The following is a 14,782-nucleotide window of genomic DNA, read 5'->3' as shown; positions in this document are numbered from 1 at the left end:
TGTGCTTTAGCGGTTCGGGCGGATCTGCGGCGAGTTGTCGAGCAAACGAATGGCGGGAACAAAGCAGGCCGCCACCGTCGCCAGCACCACCGCCAGCGCGCAGGCCAGCAGGACAGGCGTGCTGCCATAGTGCTGCGCCAGCGGACCGGCGGCAATTTCACCAACCGGGATCGCAACAAACGAGCCCAGCGCATCATAGGCATACACCCGCGCCAGTTTTTCAGGCGGGATATGGGTTTGCAGTGACTGCGCCCAGACCACGCCAAACAGACCAAAGCTCACGCCGGCCAGGAAGAAACCAGCCATCAATGCGGTCGTCGTGGGATAGATTCCCAAAGCCAGCAACGGCAACGCGCAAAAGTTAACCAGTATCACACCAATAAACAGATCGCGTCGGGGACGCCAGCGCAGCGCAATCAGCGAACCGGCAATCAGGCCAATGCTCTGCGCCGCCACGCCGAGCCCCCAGCCGGTACGGCCAAAGGTTTCATCCGCCACGATGGGGCCGAGTACCATCGCCATCCCACTAAAGGCTGCATTGACAATAGTAAACTGCACCACAATCGCCCAGACCCAGGTACGGGCGATAAACTCTTTCCAGCCATCGCGCAAATCCTGCAGGATATTTGATTGCGTTTCATGTGATGCGATTGCCCCAACACGAATCAGTAAGTAGAGCGGAGCCGAGGCCGCAAAGCCAAGCGCATCAATCGCCAGCCCCCATCCAGGACCGATAGTGCTGGTGAGCATACCGCCAAGCGACGCGCCAATCACCGTACCGCCATACACGCCAAGCTGGATAAGAGCATTCGCTTCCCGCAGGGTACGCAGGGGCACCGTCTGCGGCACCATCGCCGATGAGGCAGGCAACGCGATGCCCGCCGCCGCGCCGTTAAGCGCGCCGAGCACAGCCAGCAGCATAATGGTTGCGCTGCCGTCGAGCACCAGCCAGGCCACCATCCCCTGGGCCACTGCCGCTACCAGCGAAGAGGAGACCAGCACCAGGCTTCGTGAATAGCGGTCCGCCAGCACACCGCCGAGCAGCAAGAAGATAACGTTGAAGAGTGAACGTGCCGCCACAACCAGCCCTAAGTCCGTCGCGGAGCCGCCGATATCCAGCACCGCAAACGCCAGCGCAATCGGGGCAATGCCGTTTCCCAGCACGGTCAGCAGGCGGCCAAAGAACAGGTAGCGAAAAGAAGAAGAGTGAAAGGCCCGTTGGCCCCGCGACGCCATCACCTCAGTGTCCACAAATCTGCTCCGATTTATCCCTTTTTGTCGCCATTAATGGCTCCCTTGTGTCTGGTTCTGGCCTGGCCGAATAAATAAAGAAAGGACATGCAGGGTGACCCGCATGCCCAAAGTATTCTGTTTGTCGTTATGACTGGCGGATTACCACACCTCTTCCGCTATCTGCGTAACCAGGCGCACTTTATCCCATTGTTGCTCTGCTGTCAGCGTGTTCCCCTCCTCCGTTGAAGCAAAACCACACTGCGGGCTCAGGCAAAGCTGATTCAGACTGACATATTTCGCCGCCTCCTGTAAGCGCGCTTTGATGCCTTCCGGGTTCTCCAGCTCCCCATTTTTGGTGGTAATCAGCCCCAGCACCACCTGCTGTTTGCCTGGGCGAATAAAGCGCAGCGGCGCAAAATCACCGGAGCGGTCATTGTCATACTCAAGGTAGAACGCATCGACATTCACGCTACCAAACAATACTTCCGCCACCGGCTCATAGCCGCCTTCGGAAATCCAGGTAGAGCGGAAATTGCCGCGACAGACGTGCAGACCAATCGTTAAGTCCGCCGGTTTGCCTTCCAGCGCTTTGTTCAGTACACGGGCATAGATTTGCGCCAGCTCATCCGGGTCTTCACCACGCTCGACTATCTGGCGGCGCTGATCGTCAGAGCACAGGTAGGCCCAGACGGTATCGTCCAGTTGCAGATATCGACAACCTGCGGCGTAGAACGCATGGATCGCGTCACGCCAGGTGGTCGCAAGATCGTCAAAATAGTCTGCCAGGTCCGGGTAGACGGTGGCGTCGATATCTTTACGGCCACCACGGAAATGCAGCACGCTCGGGCTTGGAATGGTCATCTTCGGCTGGGCATTACCGCTGATGCTTTTCAGGTAAACAAAGTCTTCCAGCATTGGGTGATCGCCAAAACCGAGTTTCCCGGTCACCCGCACGCCGTGTGCTTTGGTCTGCACACCATTGAACTGGATGCCTTTATCCGCGTCGTAACGCTCAACGCCCTGCAGACCATCAAAGAAATCGAAATGCCACCAGGCGCGGCGGAACTCCCCGTCGGTCACCACATGCAAGCCGCAGTCACACTGCTGCTGAACCACCTGACGGATAGCCTCGTTTTCCACGGTACGCAGTTGCTGCGCGCTGATTGTGCCCTGCGCAAATTGTTGACGAGCCTGTTTAATGGCATCCGGACGCAGGAAGCTGCCTACTACGTCTGCGCGGAACGGGGCCTGATGACGCTGCTGCATGGTGATCTCCTTGCACGCCGGGCCAGATAGTTTCCCGGCGTGATAGTTCATTATTTGAATTTTTAGCCTTCTGGATGGCTAAACGTCCAAATAAAATGTCATACGCAGCGTCTGTGTGGCAAACGAGATTTTCTCATCACACATGAAAAAAATTCATCTTGCCGCGAAACTGTACCCTTCATCTTCCCAGCCGGTTATCCCGCCGATCATAATTTTGACCGCCAGCCCCAACCGCGCCAGTTTAAGCGCCGCACGGTCCGCCCCATTACAATGGGGGCCTGCGCAATAGACAACAAAGAGGGTATCCTGGGGCCATTGCGCCATGCGTTCTGGTGTCATTTGCGAATGCGGCAGATGGATCGCGCCGGGAATATGGCGCCTGGCGAAGGTCTCCGGGCTGCCCACCACATGTAACAACACAAAATCTTGCTCCTCGTGGTTTAACGCATGGTGAACGTCGGCGCAATCTGTCTCGACGCTCAGGCGGCGCAAAAAGTGGCTGGCGGTAATCTCAGGCGAGGCGGCAGGAACTTCCGATACATAGCTCATAGTGCTTTCTCCAGGTTTGTGTTAACACTAATGTAACGAAAACAGGACACAGCGACTGTATAGCTTTATGCCAGATAACCGCAAAAACATGACAATTTCACTGCCCCACGAACATCAACCCCTGGTCGTCGCTCTCGCTTATGACGGTTTATGTACTTTTGAGTTTGGCGTCGCCGTGGAAATTTTTGGTCTGCCACGCCCCGAACTGGGCGAGAACTGGTATCGCTTCGCCGTTGCGGCGGTGGATGAAGGGGAACTGCGTGCGACCGGCGGTATCCGCATTGTGACCGAAGGCGGCGTGGAACTGCTCGAACAGGCCGATACAATCATTGTTCCAGGCTGGCGCGGCGCGCAAATGCCGGTACCGGAGACGCTTTGCCAGGCACTTCGCCAGGCCCATCAGCGCGGATGCCGGATAATGTCTATTTGCTCCGGAGTCTTCGTGCTTGCCGCGGCCGGGCTCCTCAACGGACGAAAAGCGACAACCCACTGGCGCTACACTGATCTGCTGCGTCAGCGCTATCCGGCAATCGAGGTGCTGGAAGATGCGCTCTACTATGATGAGGGCCGCGTGATGACCTCTGCGGGTAGCGCGGCAGGCATCGATCTGTGTCTGCATGTTGTCCGCACCGATTTCGGTCGCGACATCGCCAATAATGTTGCCCAACGCCTGGTGGTTCAGCCCCACCGCGACGGGACGCAGACGCAAAAAGTGACGGCACCGGTGGCCCGTTCGCGGGAGAGTCAGTCGCTGGGGAAACTGTTTGATTTTGTGCACCAGCAACTCGCCGCAAGCCATACCGTTGAATCGCTGGCCCGTCATGTCGGCATGAGCCCGCGCACGTTTTTACGCCGGTTTGCGGAATCCACGGGCACTACACCCGCCCGCTGGATTTTGCAGGCCCGTCTGCGGCGGGCCGAAGAGTTGCTAACCCAGTCACGAATGAATATCGACGTGATTGCCGAACAAATCGGTTTTAGCAATGGTGCCGCCCTGCGCCATCATTTTCAGCAACATTACGCACTCACCCCAGGACAATTTCGCAAAAAATTTACGCTGGTGAATAAATAGTTCACATAATTAAGCTATTGTTTAGATTCAATGAGGTAGTATTCCATTCAACGCGGCAAATAACGAAAGGTAAGTGAGGTTAGTATTATTCGATAAAAGGAGAGTAACCATGTTAGGAAATATGCATGTTTTTATTGCAGTGCTGGGAATCATTTTATTTTCTGGTTTTCTTGCTGCTTATTTTAGCCATAAATGGGACGACTAATGAACGGAGATAATCCCCCACTAAACAGGCCCCTCGCGCCGATACGCCGCGAGGGGCCTTCTTTTTTGCCGTAATGCAGGCAAAAAAAACCGCCAGTTCACACTGACGGTAAAATGCTTGCATGGATAGATTTGTGTTTTGGTCTATACGCTACCCTGTAGCCACAGGATTAACGGATCACGTTTAATCTACCCACCGTTTCCTAAATAAAGACTAAACGATGGCAAACTAAGCCCCGGAATCACATTTGTCATGGCCTTAATGTGACGCCACGCAAAATAGTGGGCCTTTATTTCCCTTTCATTACCAGACTCGCCGCCTGCGTAAAAATGGCATCCTCCACCCCGTCGCCCCTGTTTCTGCCCTGACGCTCTATCTCTTCAATGATATTGTCCCGATTAATAACCTTACCGCCCGAAATCAGCCCAATAACGGCGGCCCCAATGGCTAATCCAATGAGTCCCGTACGCTCGTCATTGAATTTCATACCGTTTCCTCTCTGTACGACCTCTTTGTTGGGTCAGGAAAAATTTAGCATAGGGTTTACAGGCCGCCATTCATCGAGGCTAAAAAGCGATAAAAATCTTACTGAATGCAGGGTTTTTAGATGAGGCGAAACGGTATTGCGTATCCTGATAATAGAGCCGAGAGATATTAATTCGGGCTAATCAACTGATTTTTCAGTACGCAAAAATGCCATGTCGGCAGGATGGCGCTTCGTGACTCTCTCTGACCCGCAGGCCAAAAAAAATGTAACGAAACCTGACATTCTGCGACTAAAAGGTGAGTGGTAAGCGCGTTATGCAACGTACCCATTGTTTTCTTGTGACGCCGTTCTCTCCCCCAACGGGCCGCAATTGCTCAACCCCCGTGCGCAATAAAACAAGCATCGTCTGGTTGCAGATCATGACAGGTAAAAGTGCAATTTTTGATAAGCGAGGCTGGAGTCATTTTTAACGGAACATAAGAGTAAAAATACGCAGGCAAGAAGACGATAAACAAATAGGGGTATAAGAGAGGATAAAATTTACACCCCGGCCTTCGCCAGGGCGTTTATTATGCAGCTAATCTTGCATTATTATTCAGTGCCACTTCAGCCCATAATGTTCGCGGACGACCTTTTCCAGTGCGACGCGATCAACGGTTACTGCCGCCCGTTCTTCGGGAATGGCCAGCCGATATTCGCAGCCGGGGATAATGGTAGTTAGCCGATGCAATCTTTTTTTATAACGGATCCATTTCATATTCATCCCCTACCTCTACAGCGCAATTCATTCTTGCTTTATTTTATTGTAGTCAGGGTAAACCTTGAGCGTAATGATAAAGATCATCTATTTGTTTTGTTTTATGAAAAAAACTAACGGGATACAGATTGTGGTGGCACAAATGTTAACACAATACGTCTAAATTTGCGTATCTGATATACAAGCAAACGTACAAAAGATATTCAGCCACCCTTCATATGAAAGTTGCATTTAAAATAAATAACATTTTTGCGCAAACACGCGGCTATTTTACCAGTCTGTTTCAGAAATACGCTTTGACGCTCAGTATCCCGCTTAAAAATAACCCACGGGATATCTCTTTTAGCAGCAAAACGTTCTGTCAGACGACGGATTCTTCCTCATGTCGCTGTTTGTCATACTCTTTTTGCGCAGCCTCCAGAGTCGGACCATGTTCCAGCGCCCAGTGGTAAAGCGCCTCGAAAGGTTCACGCAGCGAATGTCCTAAAGGGGTAATACTGTATTCCACCCCAACCGGCATGGTGGGCAGCACTTTTCGGTATATCAAACCGTTGCGTTCAAGGCGCTTGAGAGCATCAGCAAGCGCCTTGTGGGTAATGCCATCCAGGCGGCGACGGATCTCATTGAAGCGCGAAGGTTCCGTGCACAGTACGGTCAGGATCAGAATCGACCATTTGTTGGTGATGTGCTCAAGCACCGGACGCGTTTTTCCCACTTCTCTCAGGCTGTTGCAATCAATTTTTGTCATGTCGGTATATCCATTGATATCTGGTATAAACAAAGTGCGTAATTGATACTAAATATAAAACTTATATCATCTGTTTTCCACTCACTGAGGAGAGCAATGATGAACAGACTCAATAATAAAGTGTCCGTCGTACTGGGCGGAGCCAAAGGCATCGGTCTGGCGATTAGCCAACGTTTCGCCCACGAAGGTGCCGCCACCTGGTTTACGTCTCGTCGGGATGAAGAGTTGCAGGCCGCCGCTGCCACCATCGGAAACAATGCCCTGCCATTGCGCGCCGATGTCAGCCAGCAAAGCGAACTCATCCGAATTATGGAAAAAGTGCAGGCCGAATCCGGTCATATTGACGTGCTGGTGATTAACGCCGGTATGTCGGAACATGCGACGCTGGAACAGATTTCCGCCGATCATTTTGAGCAGATTTTTGGGCTGAATGTCCGCTCTCCGGTGTTTGCGTTGCAGGCGGCCCTGCCCCTGCTGAAACCCGGCGCCAGCGTGGTGTTAATTGGTTCGATAGCCGACGTTATTGGCTCGGAAGGTTATGGGGTCTACAGCGCCAGCAAAGCCGCGCTGCGATCTTTTGCACGTACCTGGACACGTGAACTCGCCCCTCGCGGTATTCGGGTGAATGTCGTCGCACCCGGTCCGGTGGACACTGAAATGATGGCCGCCGCATCGGAGGCGTTCCGTCAGGGGATCATTAGCGCCATTCCGTTAGGCAGAATGGGCACGCCGGAGGAAATTGCCAGCGCCGCGCTGTTCCTTGCCAGTGATGACAGTCGCTATATCGCCGGTGCGGAAATTTGCGTCGATGGCGGGCTGACCCAGGTGTAATAAAGACCGTGCTGTAAAGAGGCCGCTATGCGGCCTTTAATCAAACCCTTTTATATTCTGGAAAACAAAGGGGTAAAAATTGTCTTTATTGGCAAGCTTGTTCATGTCGCTGCGGTGCAATTTCCACAGCCCAGTGTCACGATCATCTAATATCCACATCGCCAAAGCAGCGGCCCGTTCTGGCGATGAAACACGTCGTGACTGGCCGCCTGTGCAGTATATTAGTGTAATTCAGAGAGAATTCTGTCCGGCGATACACTGCCCAGGAAAGTATGGGCGGAGCTATCGAGCACAACCATCGCGGGCGTTGCCTCTACGCCCAGCCGGTCTGCAAGTGCAGATTGTTGAATGATCAGATTTTTACATTTTTCCGTGCTGTCATTTGCCGGTAAAAATCCCGCCATCGCATTTTGCAGGCTTTTCGGGCGATCTGACGCACACCATACTCTGGCCATATCTTCGATAACCGAATCTTTTATTGATGACGGAACAACAGTCAGAAACGACATGGTCAAACCTGCATCCGTATATTTCTTTATATTTTTGACGACGAAGCTGCAATAGACGCACTGATTATCTACAAAGACTAACAACTTGTGTTTTTCGGGACTGGCCTGAAAGGTAATAGGTTCAAGCGCAGGTAAAGAGTGTGAGATATCTTCATAGGCCATCTGCGGCGTGGTATCGGTGGCGGGGACAGACGACGCCAGCGCTGCAGAACTGGCTGAAATCATAAAAACTGCACTTACTGCTTTTAGAAAACCCTTCATTCCCTTTTTCCTTCCTGTTTTGGTATCGGATTAACCCTACTGTGGCGGTGCCAGTAAACGCCTTATCCATTATTTTTTCAGCATTTTATTGCATAACTGTGCATCGCTTCGTTTAAGTAGGCCATCTTCGCAAGTCCGAACAGTAAAGCTGCGACATCACCTGTCACCGCACTGGTGCATCCAAAATGTCCTGAATAACGACCATTATCGTCATTTAAGACATTCCTTTCTTCCTTATGATTCTTCCATCGAATCAATGGTGACTGAAAGGAACCTGCTATGAACATCGCTACACAACCCAGTAAAGGCACCGCCGTGATCACCGGTGCATCAACCGGCATCGGTGCTATTTACGCCAATCGCCTGGCACGCATGGGTTACGACCTGATTATTGTTGCCCGCAATCACAACCGCCTGAATCAGATGGCAAGCCATATCACCGCCGATACGGCCCGCAATGTTGAGGTGGTGGCGGCCGATCTTGGCGATGCCGAACAACTTAACGCCCTCGAGAAAAAACTACGCGACGATGCCAGCATCACTTTACTGGTCAACAATGCGGGCACGGGCACACACACGCCGCTGTTATCCAGCGATGTCGACCAGATGCAAGCGATGATTAACCTGAACGTGGTTGCGCTGACTCGCCTGACATATGCCGTTGTTCCCGGATTCGTCGCGCGTGGCAACGGCGCCATCATCAATATCTCTTCCATCGTCAGCATCGCACCGGAATTGTTAAACGGTGTTTACGGCGGAACAAAAGCGTTTGTGCTGGCCTTTAGTCACTCCTTGCACCACGAACTGGCCGACAAAGGGATACAGATTCAGGCCGTATTACCAGGCGCAACGGCAACGCCGTTCTGGGATAACGGAGGACTCCCGCTGGAGCAGCTCGATAAAGCGATAGTTATGAGCCCTTATGACCTGGTGGATGCCGCGCTAACAGGCTTTTTGCGCGGTGAACTTGTCACCATCCCTTCTTTGCACAACGAAGCCGAATGGCTGGCGATGGAAAACAGCCGCAAGGCCATGATCCAACATCTTTCGAGCAATACCCCGGCTGAACGCTACCGCGACAGCGCTGGCCGCTAACCCTTTTATCCAACAGGAATGACATGATGAAACTCACCGGAAACACTCTTTTTATTACGGGCGGCACCTCAGGCATTGGTCGCGCCATCGCCGAAAAATTTCACCAGCTTGGCAATCAGGTGATCATCTCTGGTCGTCGTAAGGCGCTACTGGAGAGCGTGACCGCCGCCAATCCGGGTATGGATTATGTGGTCCTCGATGTCACCAGTGCTTCAGATATTAAAAACGCGGCACAGCAAGTACTGTCTCGCTATCCGGCGCTGAACGTAGTGATAAATAACGCAGGGATTATGCCGTTTGATAATCCCGCCGCGGAACTGGATGACGAGATGGCCACCACGCTGCTGGATACCAATCTGCTGGGCACCGTTCGGGTGAGCGCCGCGTTTGTTGAGCATCTGAAACAGCAAGATGATGCGGTACTGATCAACAACAGTTCCATACTGGCCTTTTTGCCACTGGTCACTAACGCGCTCTATTCCGCAACCAAAGCCGCGATCCACTCTTATACCCTTTCCCAGCGCTTTTTGCTCCGCGACGCGGGAGTGAGCGTGATAGAGATTGCGCCGCCGTGGGTGGACACCGATCTGATCTACAAAAGTGGCGATGCACGGGCGATGCCCTTAGCAGACTTTATCGAACAGACCTTCGAGAAACTGGCTACGGATAACCCCGAAGCCATTGTCGATAGCGTGCTCCCTGCCCGCGCCAACCCCGGTGCGAATGAACACGCAATGGTGAACGCGTTTAATCAGGCGATGGTTGAAAACCCAATCCCGGTTGCGTGATCGGATGTCGGGCAGGCAACTGCCCTTCGCTGGAGTTTATGATGCAAAACCACATTTCCACGCCGCAACGCCGCGCGCTCTGGGCGCTGAGTATTGCTTATTTTATTCAGGCAACAGGTTCCCTTTCCGTTGCCGGTAGCCTGGCGCCCATTTCCCATGAATGGGGACTCAGCGATGCGCAAAGCGCCCGTTTGCTCTCTATTTTCGGCCTGACGTTTGCCCTGGGTGCGCCACTGGCGCAAGTGATGTTTGGCACGATGATGCGCAGAACCCAGGTCCTGGCAGGCATGCTGGTGTTCGCGCTGGGGGGCGCTATTTTTGCCGTCGCGCCGAATTACGCATTGCTGGTCATCTCGCGTATTGTGATGGGGCTGGGGGCGTCGCTGATAGGCCCGGTGCTGGTGGCGTTGGGCGCTGAGTTAGTGTCCCCCAGGGAGCGTGGCAGCGCCATTGCCATGATTTTGCTGGGCGTGTCGATGGCAAGTATGGTGGGTATTCCGCTGGCCGCGTGGATAGCCAATGCCTGGGGGGCGCGGTGCTTGTTTACCCTTGTCGCGCTGGTAAGTCTGATCACCGCTACAGGTGTGTGGCTGCTGGTGCCGAATGAGGTTAAAGGCGTCGATATCCGTTTGCGCCATGTCGGCCAGGTGCTGACCGACGGTAAATCGCTGTCCGCGTTTTTGGTGGTCTTTTTTATCACCTCCGGGGTATACGATATGTATGCGTTTATCTCGCCGATGATCCGCGACCGCTGGCACGGTGCGGCCACCGATGTCTCTATCGCGTTAACGGTTATTGGCGTGGCAGGCATACTGGGCAACCTTTTTGTCAGTCGTGCTGCACGCGTTTACAGTGCGGAGCGTTTACTGATCATCGGTATGACCTTGCTGGTCGCAGATATGCTGCTGATAACGCTGCTACCCGCTCAACTGGCGTGGTTGTTTATCCTGCTGGTGGTGTGGGCCTTTTCAACGGACCTGCTATGGCCAACGCAGCAGCGGCGCATCGTGGAAATCTCCTCAGCAGAAACGCGGGGGATTTCGCTGGCTTTAACCAGCGCCTTTATGTTCTGCGGTATTGGTTTTGGCTCAGCGGTCGCGTCCTGGCTTTATCCTCTGAGCGGTTTTTACGGTGTGATGATAAGCTCGATGCTGTTTTTGTTGCTGGCATTGGCCAGCCTGGGTATATCGGAGCGGCTACGCGCCCGTTCTGCGCAATGGGTAAATGTTGAATTGCCATAAAGAGGTTGCGATGCACCGGATAGGATTGATTATTTCTGACCACTTTCAGATGCTGGCATTGTCGACGCTGACGGTATTTGAGTTTGCCAACTTCGTGGCTGAAAAGCCTTTTTACCAGTTGACGGTCTATTCCGAATCCGGTGGCAAGGTGCGTTCCTCCTCTGGTATTGGCGTGGATTCCGAACAGTTGAGCGACGAAACCCTGGTTGATTCCTGGCTGGTGGCGGGGGTGCTTTCCCCGGTAGAGGAGCCCGCAAGCCCGGCGGTGATTCATTTTCTGCAAACCTCTGCCCGAAAAGCACGCCGTATCGCGGGCATCTGCACCGGCGCCTTTGTGCTGGCACAGGCCGGGCTTCTGGCGCAAAAACGGGCCACCACGCACTGGGCGCACTCCCGCAGTTTCACCACGCTGCATCCCGGCGTTCAGCTTGAAGATGACCGTATCTTTATTATCGATGACACCATCTGGACTTCGGCAGGGATGACCGCCGGGCTGGATATGGCGCTCGGTATGGTGGAAAAAGATCTTGGCGCAGAGATTGCCCGTATTGTGGCGCATCGCCTGGTCATGAATCAGCGCCGTTCAGGCGGCCAGACACAGCATTCCGAAATGCTGGCGCTGGCGCCTCGCTCAGATCGCCTGCAAAGCGCGCTCGAATATGCCCGCAACAACCTGCATAAAACGCTGACGGTGGAACTGCTGGCCGATGCCGTGCATGTCAGCGCCCGCCAGCTCAGCCGCCTGTTTCGTCAGGAAACGGGGAAATCTCCGGCGAAAGCTATCGAAGGATTACGGCTGGAAGCGGCAAGATTGATGATTGAACAAAGCCGCCTCTCCCTGGATACCATTGCCCGTGAAGCCGGTTTTCGCGACCGGCGTCATATGCGGGAGGTTTTTATTCGCGGCTATGGTATTCCGCCGCAGTCACTCCGTACGGGCAGGTAGCATTAAGCAGTAAGGTACGAGTCTGCCCGCGTCCCCGGTTTTTGCAGACTCGCTTTTCGGTAGACGGACGGGGTGATGCCATAGCGTTTTTTAAAGGCTTTGGTGAATGATGACAGCGACAAAAAACCACACCTTTCGGCAATGATATCCACCGCCAGAACCCTTTCATCAATCAGTAACCGCGAGGCCAGCGCCATACGCAAATGTGTCAGCCACGATTGTGGCGTCTGGTGATAACTGTGCGCAAAATATCGGGCAAAGGTTGCGCGCGATAAAAAACAGCGCTCAGCCATTAACTCAAGGGTCCACGGGTACGCCGGATCCGCGAACACTGCTAATAACGCAGGCGTCAGACGCTTATCACTCATCAGCCGCAGCATACCCGGAGGCGGTTCTCGCAATGAAAGTAAAATCCGCAGCATCATCGCCAGCAGCGTATTTGCCAGCCCTTTAACCATCGCCATACTGCCTGGTAAACTGTTCTGGCTTTCACGGACTAACATCGTCAGCAACATTTCCAGCTCCGGAAAGCTTTTGCGCTCCGCAGGCTGAAGATGGATAAGCTCGCTCTCTTCGGCGAACAGCCAGGTGCAGTCCGCCCCAAAATAAAATTCCCCGCACAATACCTCAACGGACGGTCCCGAACCTTCCGTGCGTACCTGCGTCAAAATGCCATTATGATGCCCCTGCGCGGGTACCACTTGTCCCCAGTCCACCAGGCTTTCAAGGATATGGGGCGAACCCTGAGGAAGCAGCAGAATATCTCCGGCACGCACGTTAAGGGTTTTACCTGCAATGTGCAGGCGCGCCTCCCCCCGCATAATGACATGCCATGGCACAATGCCGGCTGGCAGTTGCTGATGGTCAGCAGCCCATCGCCCGTTAAACCGACAATGAAGATTCACCACGCATTGCGGTGCCAGCACAGCCAGTAATGAACTGAGGTTATCCACGCGCACTCCTGAGACGATAAGACAAAAAATAGCGGATTTGGGGGCAATAATAACATGGTCTGCGCCCTATGATGTGTCCATCGCCAATACGGTGGCGCACATTAACTGACAGGAGAACACTATGAGCCGTTTAACCGCAATTCAGGTCGAAAATGCTACAGGCAAAACTGCCGATCTTTTCACAATGATCAAACGCGCAATGGGTAAAGTGCCAAACGCGTATCAGACGATAGGTATCGCGCCCGAGATCCTGGGCCAGGCGCTGCAACACAATGCCACGCTGGCAAAAAGTACGCTGAGTAAACAGGAGCTGGAAGCCATTAACCTGGTCGTGAGTGAACTCTCCGGCTGCGATTACTGCCTGGCCGCGCATACCTTAACGGGCAAAATGGCCGGTTACAGCCTCGCGCAAACACAAGCACTGCGCCGGGGCGAATATCCGGATGATGCCCGTATTGATGCGCTGGTGAAATTCGTCGCAACCGTGGTCTCAACCCGCGGTACGCTGGCGGAAGAGACGGTAACCCGCATCCTGGCAGCAGGCTATAACGACCGCCAGGTTATAGAAATCATCAGTGCGATCAGCGCAATTCTGTTTACCAACATGGTCAACCGCGTCAACAATACCGTGGTGGATTTTCCACCCGTAAACTAAACACACTCGGACATTAAGATTTCTGATTTCTATCATGGCGGTGACGGGTTCCTTTGCACATCATTACCCGCCCCGCCGTTCTCACGGGCAGGCACGGCCTGACGCGCTACAATTTTTCCACCAGCGTTTTTAATTGCCTGAGTAAATCGTCTTTTTCATCTTCATCGCTGCCTCCGTACGGCCAGGTAGACTGACGAATAACCAGACGCGTCGGCAGCAGCTCGCGGATCCGCATCTGCGGGGCGGCCATCTGCTGAATCAACAACTCCACGGCGCGCTTCCCGAGCTTGTTGAAATCCTGCGCGACGGTAGTCAGAGGCGGCTGGAAATAGAGGCTGTCCGCCGTGTCGTCATAGCCGGTGACAGATACCGCCCTGCGGCCAGTACGATTGAGCTGTGCCAGCGCGCTCAACACCCCCAGCGCCATCTGATCGTTTGCCACGACAATGGCGCTGATCTTCGGATACTGATGTAACAGTTCAAAAGCTTTGTGCCAGCCGCTGGCCGCGCTCCAGTCGCCGAAGACCGTCACCGCATTACGCACACCGTGACGATGCAATGCTTCACGCCAGCTACTGAGCCGCATCCGCGCGGAGACTGAACTTTCCGGCCCCGCCAGTAAGCCAAACTCCCGATGCCCTAATTCCCACAGATGCGTGACGCAGGCACCGCAGCCCTCCATGTGATCAAAGCGCACACAGCAGACATCGGTATCCGGCGAGATATCCAGAAACAGACAGCAGATATCCGGGTTCTCACTCACCAGTTTTTCGGCAATGCTCCCTTCCAACGGCAGATTAATAATCGCGCCGCGGATGTTCTGTGCGCGAAACTCATTCAGCCGCGCCTGTAACGAGGGGTAATCGGCTGTCGCGGGCATCGCGATCGCCACCTCCAGCTCGTGGGCGCTGGCGTGACTTTTGATCGCGGCGGCTATTTGCGAAGGGGCATGCAGCGTTAACGACGCGGTAATCAGGCCAATCGACGGCGCCGATTTCCCGGCCAGTAATTGTGCCGAGCGGTTCGGCACATAGTGCAACGCCTGCATCGCACGGATGACTTTATCGCGGGTACGTTCAGCCACCACCTCGGGTTTATTCAGCACGCGTGACACGGTTTGCTCTGAGACACCCGCCTCACGCGCCACATCTTCCAGGGTTGCCGTACGGCGTTGCATCGCCTTCTC

The 14,782-nt window shown here is 53.9% G+C and carries 17 protein-coding genes and 1 pseudogene; 9 read left to right on the top strand and 9 right to left on the bottom strand.

Going from position 1 to position 14,782, the window contains the following annotated elements; all coding sequences use genetic code 11:
• Positions 1 to 6 precede the first annotated feature (6 nt).
• The 3 genes from C5523_RS12730 to C5523_RS12720 all read right to left on the bottom strand — a co-directional run bounded on the left by C5523_RS12730 (position 7) and on the right by C5523_RS12720 (position 3,048).
• Positions 7 to 1,236 (bottom strand): MFS transporter, encoded by a 1,230-nt coding sequence (locus tag C5523_RS12730; RefSeq protein WP_039078916.1) that lies wholly within the window; start codon positions 1,234 to 1,236, stop codon positions 7 to 9.
• A 156-nt stretch (positions 1,237 to 1,392) separates the two neighbouring features.
• A complete protein-coding gene (locus C5523_RS12725) occupies positions 1,393 to 2,499 on the bottom strand; it encodes a cobalamin-independent methionine synthase II family protein (RefSeq protein ID WP_108701234.1) in 1,107 nt (368 codons plus the stop codon).
• Between the two features lie 153 nt (positions 2,500 to 2,652).
• Entirely contained in the window at positions 2,653 to 3,048 is a 396-nt protein-coding gene (locus C5523_RS12720) for a rhodanese-like domain-containing protein (RefSeq protein WP_039078914.1), read from the bottom strand.
• Positions 3,049 to 3,115: 67 nt separating this feature from the next.
• Between C5523_RS12720 and ftrA the strand changes: the two genes are divergently transcribed.
• Together ftrA and mgtS are read left to right on the top strand one after the other, a co-directional pair.
• Complete coding sequence (ftrA, locus tag C5523_RS12715) at positions 3,116 to 4,120, top strand: transcriptional regulator FtrA (RefSeq protein WP_108701233.1); 1,005 nt, start codon at positions 3,116 to 3,118, stop codon at positions 4,118 to 4,120.
• A 109-nt stretch (positions 4,121 to 4,229) separates the two neighbouring features.
• Positions 4,230 to 4,325 (top strand): protein MgtS, encoded by a 96-nt coding sequence (mgtS, locus tag C5523_RS12710; protein ID WP_039078912.1) that lies wholly within the window; start codon positions 4,230 to 4,232, stop codon positions 4,323 to 4,325.
• 289 nt (positions 4,326 to 4,614) lie between these two features.
• Here the strand turns inward: mgtS and C5523_RS12705 are convergent, their stop codons facing one another.
• The 3 genes from C5523_RS12705 to C5523_RS12700 all read right to left on the bottom strand — a co-directional run bounded on the left by C5523_RS12705 (position 4,615) and on the right by C5523_RS12700 (position 6,317).
• Positions 4,615 to 4,812, bottom strand: a complete 198-nt coding sequence (locus C5523_RS12705; RefSeq protein ID WP_039078911.1) for a hypothetical protein — start codon at positions 4,810 to 4,812, stop codon at positions 4,615 to 4,617.
• A 595-nt stretch (positions 4,813 to 5,407) separates the two neighbouring features.
• A complete protein-coding gene (locus C5523_RS27415; protein ID WP_158276519.1) occupies positions 5,408 to 5,569 on the bottom strand; it encodes a hypothetical protein in 162 nt (53 codons plus the stop codon).
• Positions 5,570 to 5,930: 361 nt separating this feature from the next.
• Positions 5,931 to 6,317: a helix-turn-helix domain-containing protein gene (locus C5523_RS12700; protein WP_079498229.1), complete on the bottom strand. Its 387-nt coding sequence runs from the start codon at positions 6,315 to 6,317 to the stop codon at positions 5,931 to 5,933.
• Positions 6,318 to 6,416: 99 nt separating this feature from the next.
• On the opposite strand from C5523_RS12700, the gene C5523_RS12695 reads away from it, so the two are divergent.
• Positions 6,417 to 7,148: an SDR family NAD(P)-dependent oxidoreductase gene (locus tag C5523_RS12695; protein ID WP_039078909.1), complete on the top strand. Its 732-nt coding sequence runs from the start codon at positions 6,417 to 6,419 to the stop codon at positions 7,146 to 7,148.
• A 48-nt stretch (positions 7,149 to 7,196) separates the two neighbouring features.
• Positions 7,197 to 7,292: pseudogene (locus C5523_RS27995) on the top strand (MBL fold metallo-hydrolase); the annotation flags it as partial.
• Between the two features lie 77 nt (positions 7,293 to 7,369).
• Here the strand turns inward: C5523_RS27995 and C5523_RS12690 are convergent.
• Positions 7,370 to 7,918 carry a thioredoxin fold domain-containing protein gene (locus C5523_RS12690; protein ID WP_108701232.1) on the bottom strand — a complete coding sequence of 183 codons (549 nt, stop codon included), beginning with the start codon at positions 7,916 to 7,918 and terminating at the stop codon, positions 7,370 to 7,372.
• 279 nt (positions 7,919 to 8,197) lie between these two features.
• On the opposite strand from C5523_RS12690, the gene C5523_RS12685 reads away from it, so the two are divergent.
• From C5523_RS12685 to C5523_RS12670, 4 genes are read left to right on the top strand one after another with little or no spacing between them, the layout of a single operon-like run.
• Positions 8,198 to 9,013: an SDR family oxidoreductase gene (locus tag C5523_RS12685; protein WP_108701231.1), complete on the top strand. Its 816-nt coding sequence runs from the start codon at positions 8,198 to 8,200 to the stop codon at positions 9,011 to 9,013.
• 26 nt (positions 9,014 to 9,039) lie between these two features.
• Entirely contained in the window at positions 9,040 to 9,801 is a 762-nt protein-coding gene (locus C5523_RS12680) for an SDR family oxidoreductase (RefSeq protein WP_039078906.1), read from the top strand.
• Positions 9,802 to 9,842: 41 nt separating this feature from the next.
• Positions 9,843 to 11,042, top strand: a complete 1,200-nt coding sequence (locus C5523_RS12675) for an MFS transporter (protein ID WP_039078905.1) — start codon at positions 9,843 to 9,845, stop codon at positions 11,040 to 11,042.
• 10 nt (positions 11,043 to 11,052) lie between these two features.
• Positions 11,053 to 11,988, top strand: coding sequence for a GlxA family transcriptional regulator (locus C5523_RS12670; RefSeq protein WP_039078904.1), 936 nt, complete (start codon positions 11,053 to 11,055; stop codon positions 11,986 to 11,988).
• Positions 11,989 to 11,990: 2 nt separating this feature from the next.
• Here C5523_RS12670 and C5523_RS12665 read toward each other — a convergent pair whose 3' ends face one another.
• Positions 11,991 to 12,941 carry an AraC family transcriptional regulator gene (locus tag C5523_RS12665; protein ID WP_108701230.1) on the bottom strand — a complete coding sequence of 317 codons (951 nt, stop codon included), beginning with the start codon at positions 12,939 to 12,941 and terminating at the stop codon, positions 11,991 to 11,993.
• A 121-nt stretch (positions 12,942 to 13,062) separates the two neighbouring features.
• On the opposite strand from C5523_RS12665, the gene C5523_RS12660 reads away from it, so the two are divergent.
• Complete coding sequence (locus C5523_RS12660) at positions 13,063 to 13,596, top strand: carboxymuconolactone decarboxylase family protein (protein ID WP_107222779.1); 534 nt, start codon at positions 13,063 to 13,065, stop codon at positions 13,594 to 13,596.
• Positions 13,597 to 13,702: 106 nt separating this feature from the next.
• On the opposite strand, the gene C5523_RS12655 is transcribed toward C5523_RS12660, so the two are convergent.
• Complete coding sequence (locus tag C5523_RS12655; RefSeq protein ID WP_079498219.1) at positions 13,703 to 14,773, bottom strand: LacI family DNA-binding transcriptional regulator; 1,071 nt, start codon at positions 14,771 to 14,773, stop codon at positions 13,703 to 13,705.
• Positions 14,774 to 14,782 lie beyond the last annotated feature (9 nt).

This window comes from Phytobacter sp. SCO41, from assembly GCF_003073275.1.
GTDB classification, from domain to species: Bacteria; Pseudomonadota; Gammaproteobacteria; order Enterobacterales; family Enterobacteriaceae; genus Phytobacter; species Phytobacter diazotrophicus.
This window is presented reverse-complemented; position numbering and strand designations above follow the sequence as displayed.

Bases quoted from the DNA above. Each gene is read 5' to 3' on its own strand.
- C5523_RS12730 (WP_039078916.1), bottom strand. From the start codon at position 1,236: ATGGCGTCGCGGGGCCAACGGGCCTTTCACTCTTCTTCTTTTCGCTAC.
- C5523_RS12725 (WP_108701234.1), bottom strand. From the start codon at position 2,499: ATGCAGCAGCGTCATCAGGCCCCGTTCCGCGCAGACGTAGTAGGCAGC.
- C5523_RS12720 (WP_039078914.1), bottom strand. From the start codon at position 3,048: ATGAGCTATGTATCGGAAGTTCCTGCCGCCTCGCCTGAGATTACCGCC.
- ftrA (WP_108701233.1), top strand. From the start codon at position 3,116: ATGCCAGATAACCGCAAAAACATGACAATTTCACTGCCCCACGAACAT.
- mgtS (WP_039078912.1), top strand. From the start codon at position 4,230: ATGTTAGGAAATATGCATGTTTTTATTGCAGTGCTGGGAATCATTTTA.
- C5523_RS12705 (WP_039078911.1), bottom strand. From the start codon at position 4,812: ATGAAATTCAATGACGAGCGTACGGGACTCATTGGATTAGCCATTGGG.
- C5523_RS27415 (WP_158276519.1), bottom strand. From the start codon at position 5,569: ATGAAATGGATCCGTTATAAAAAAAGATTGCATCGGCTAACTACCATT.
- C5523_RS12700 (WP_079498229.1), bottom strand. From the start codon at position 6,317: ATGACAAAAATTGATTGCAACAGCCTGAGAGAAGTGGGAAAAACGCGT.
- C5523_RS12695 (WP_039078909.1), top strand. From the start codon at position 6,417: ATGAACAGACTCAATAATAAAGTGTCCGTCGTACTGGGCGGAGCCAAA.
- C5523_RS12690 (WP_108701232.1), bottom strand. From the start codon at position 7,918: ATGAAGGGTTTTCTAAAAGCAGTAAGTGCAGTTTTTATGATTTCAGCC.
- C5523_RS12685 (WP_108701231.1), top strand. From the start codon at position 8,198: ATGAACATCGCTACACAACCCAGTAAAGGCACCGCCGTGATCACCGGT.
- C5523_RS12680 (WP_039078906.1), top strand. From the start codon at position 9,040: ATGAAACTCACCGGAAACACTCTTTTTATTACGGGCGGCACCTCAGGC.
- C5523_RS12675 (WP_039078905.1), top strand. From the start codon at position 9,843: ATGCAAAACCACATTTCCACGCCGCAACGCCGCGCGCTCTGGGCGCTG.
- C5523_RS12670 (WP_039078904.1), top strand. From the start codon at position 11,053: ATGCACCGGATAGGATTGATTATTTCTGACCACTTTCAGATGCTGGCA.
- C5523_RS12660 (WP_107222779.1), top strand. From the start codon at position 13,063: ATGAGCCGTTTAACCGCAATTCAGGTCGAAAATGCTACAGGCAAAACT.
- C5523_RS12655 (WP_079498219.1), bottom strand. From the start codon at position 14,773: ATGCAACGCCGTACGGCAACCCTGGAAGATGTGGCGCGTGAGGCGGGT.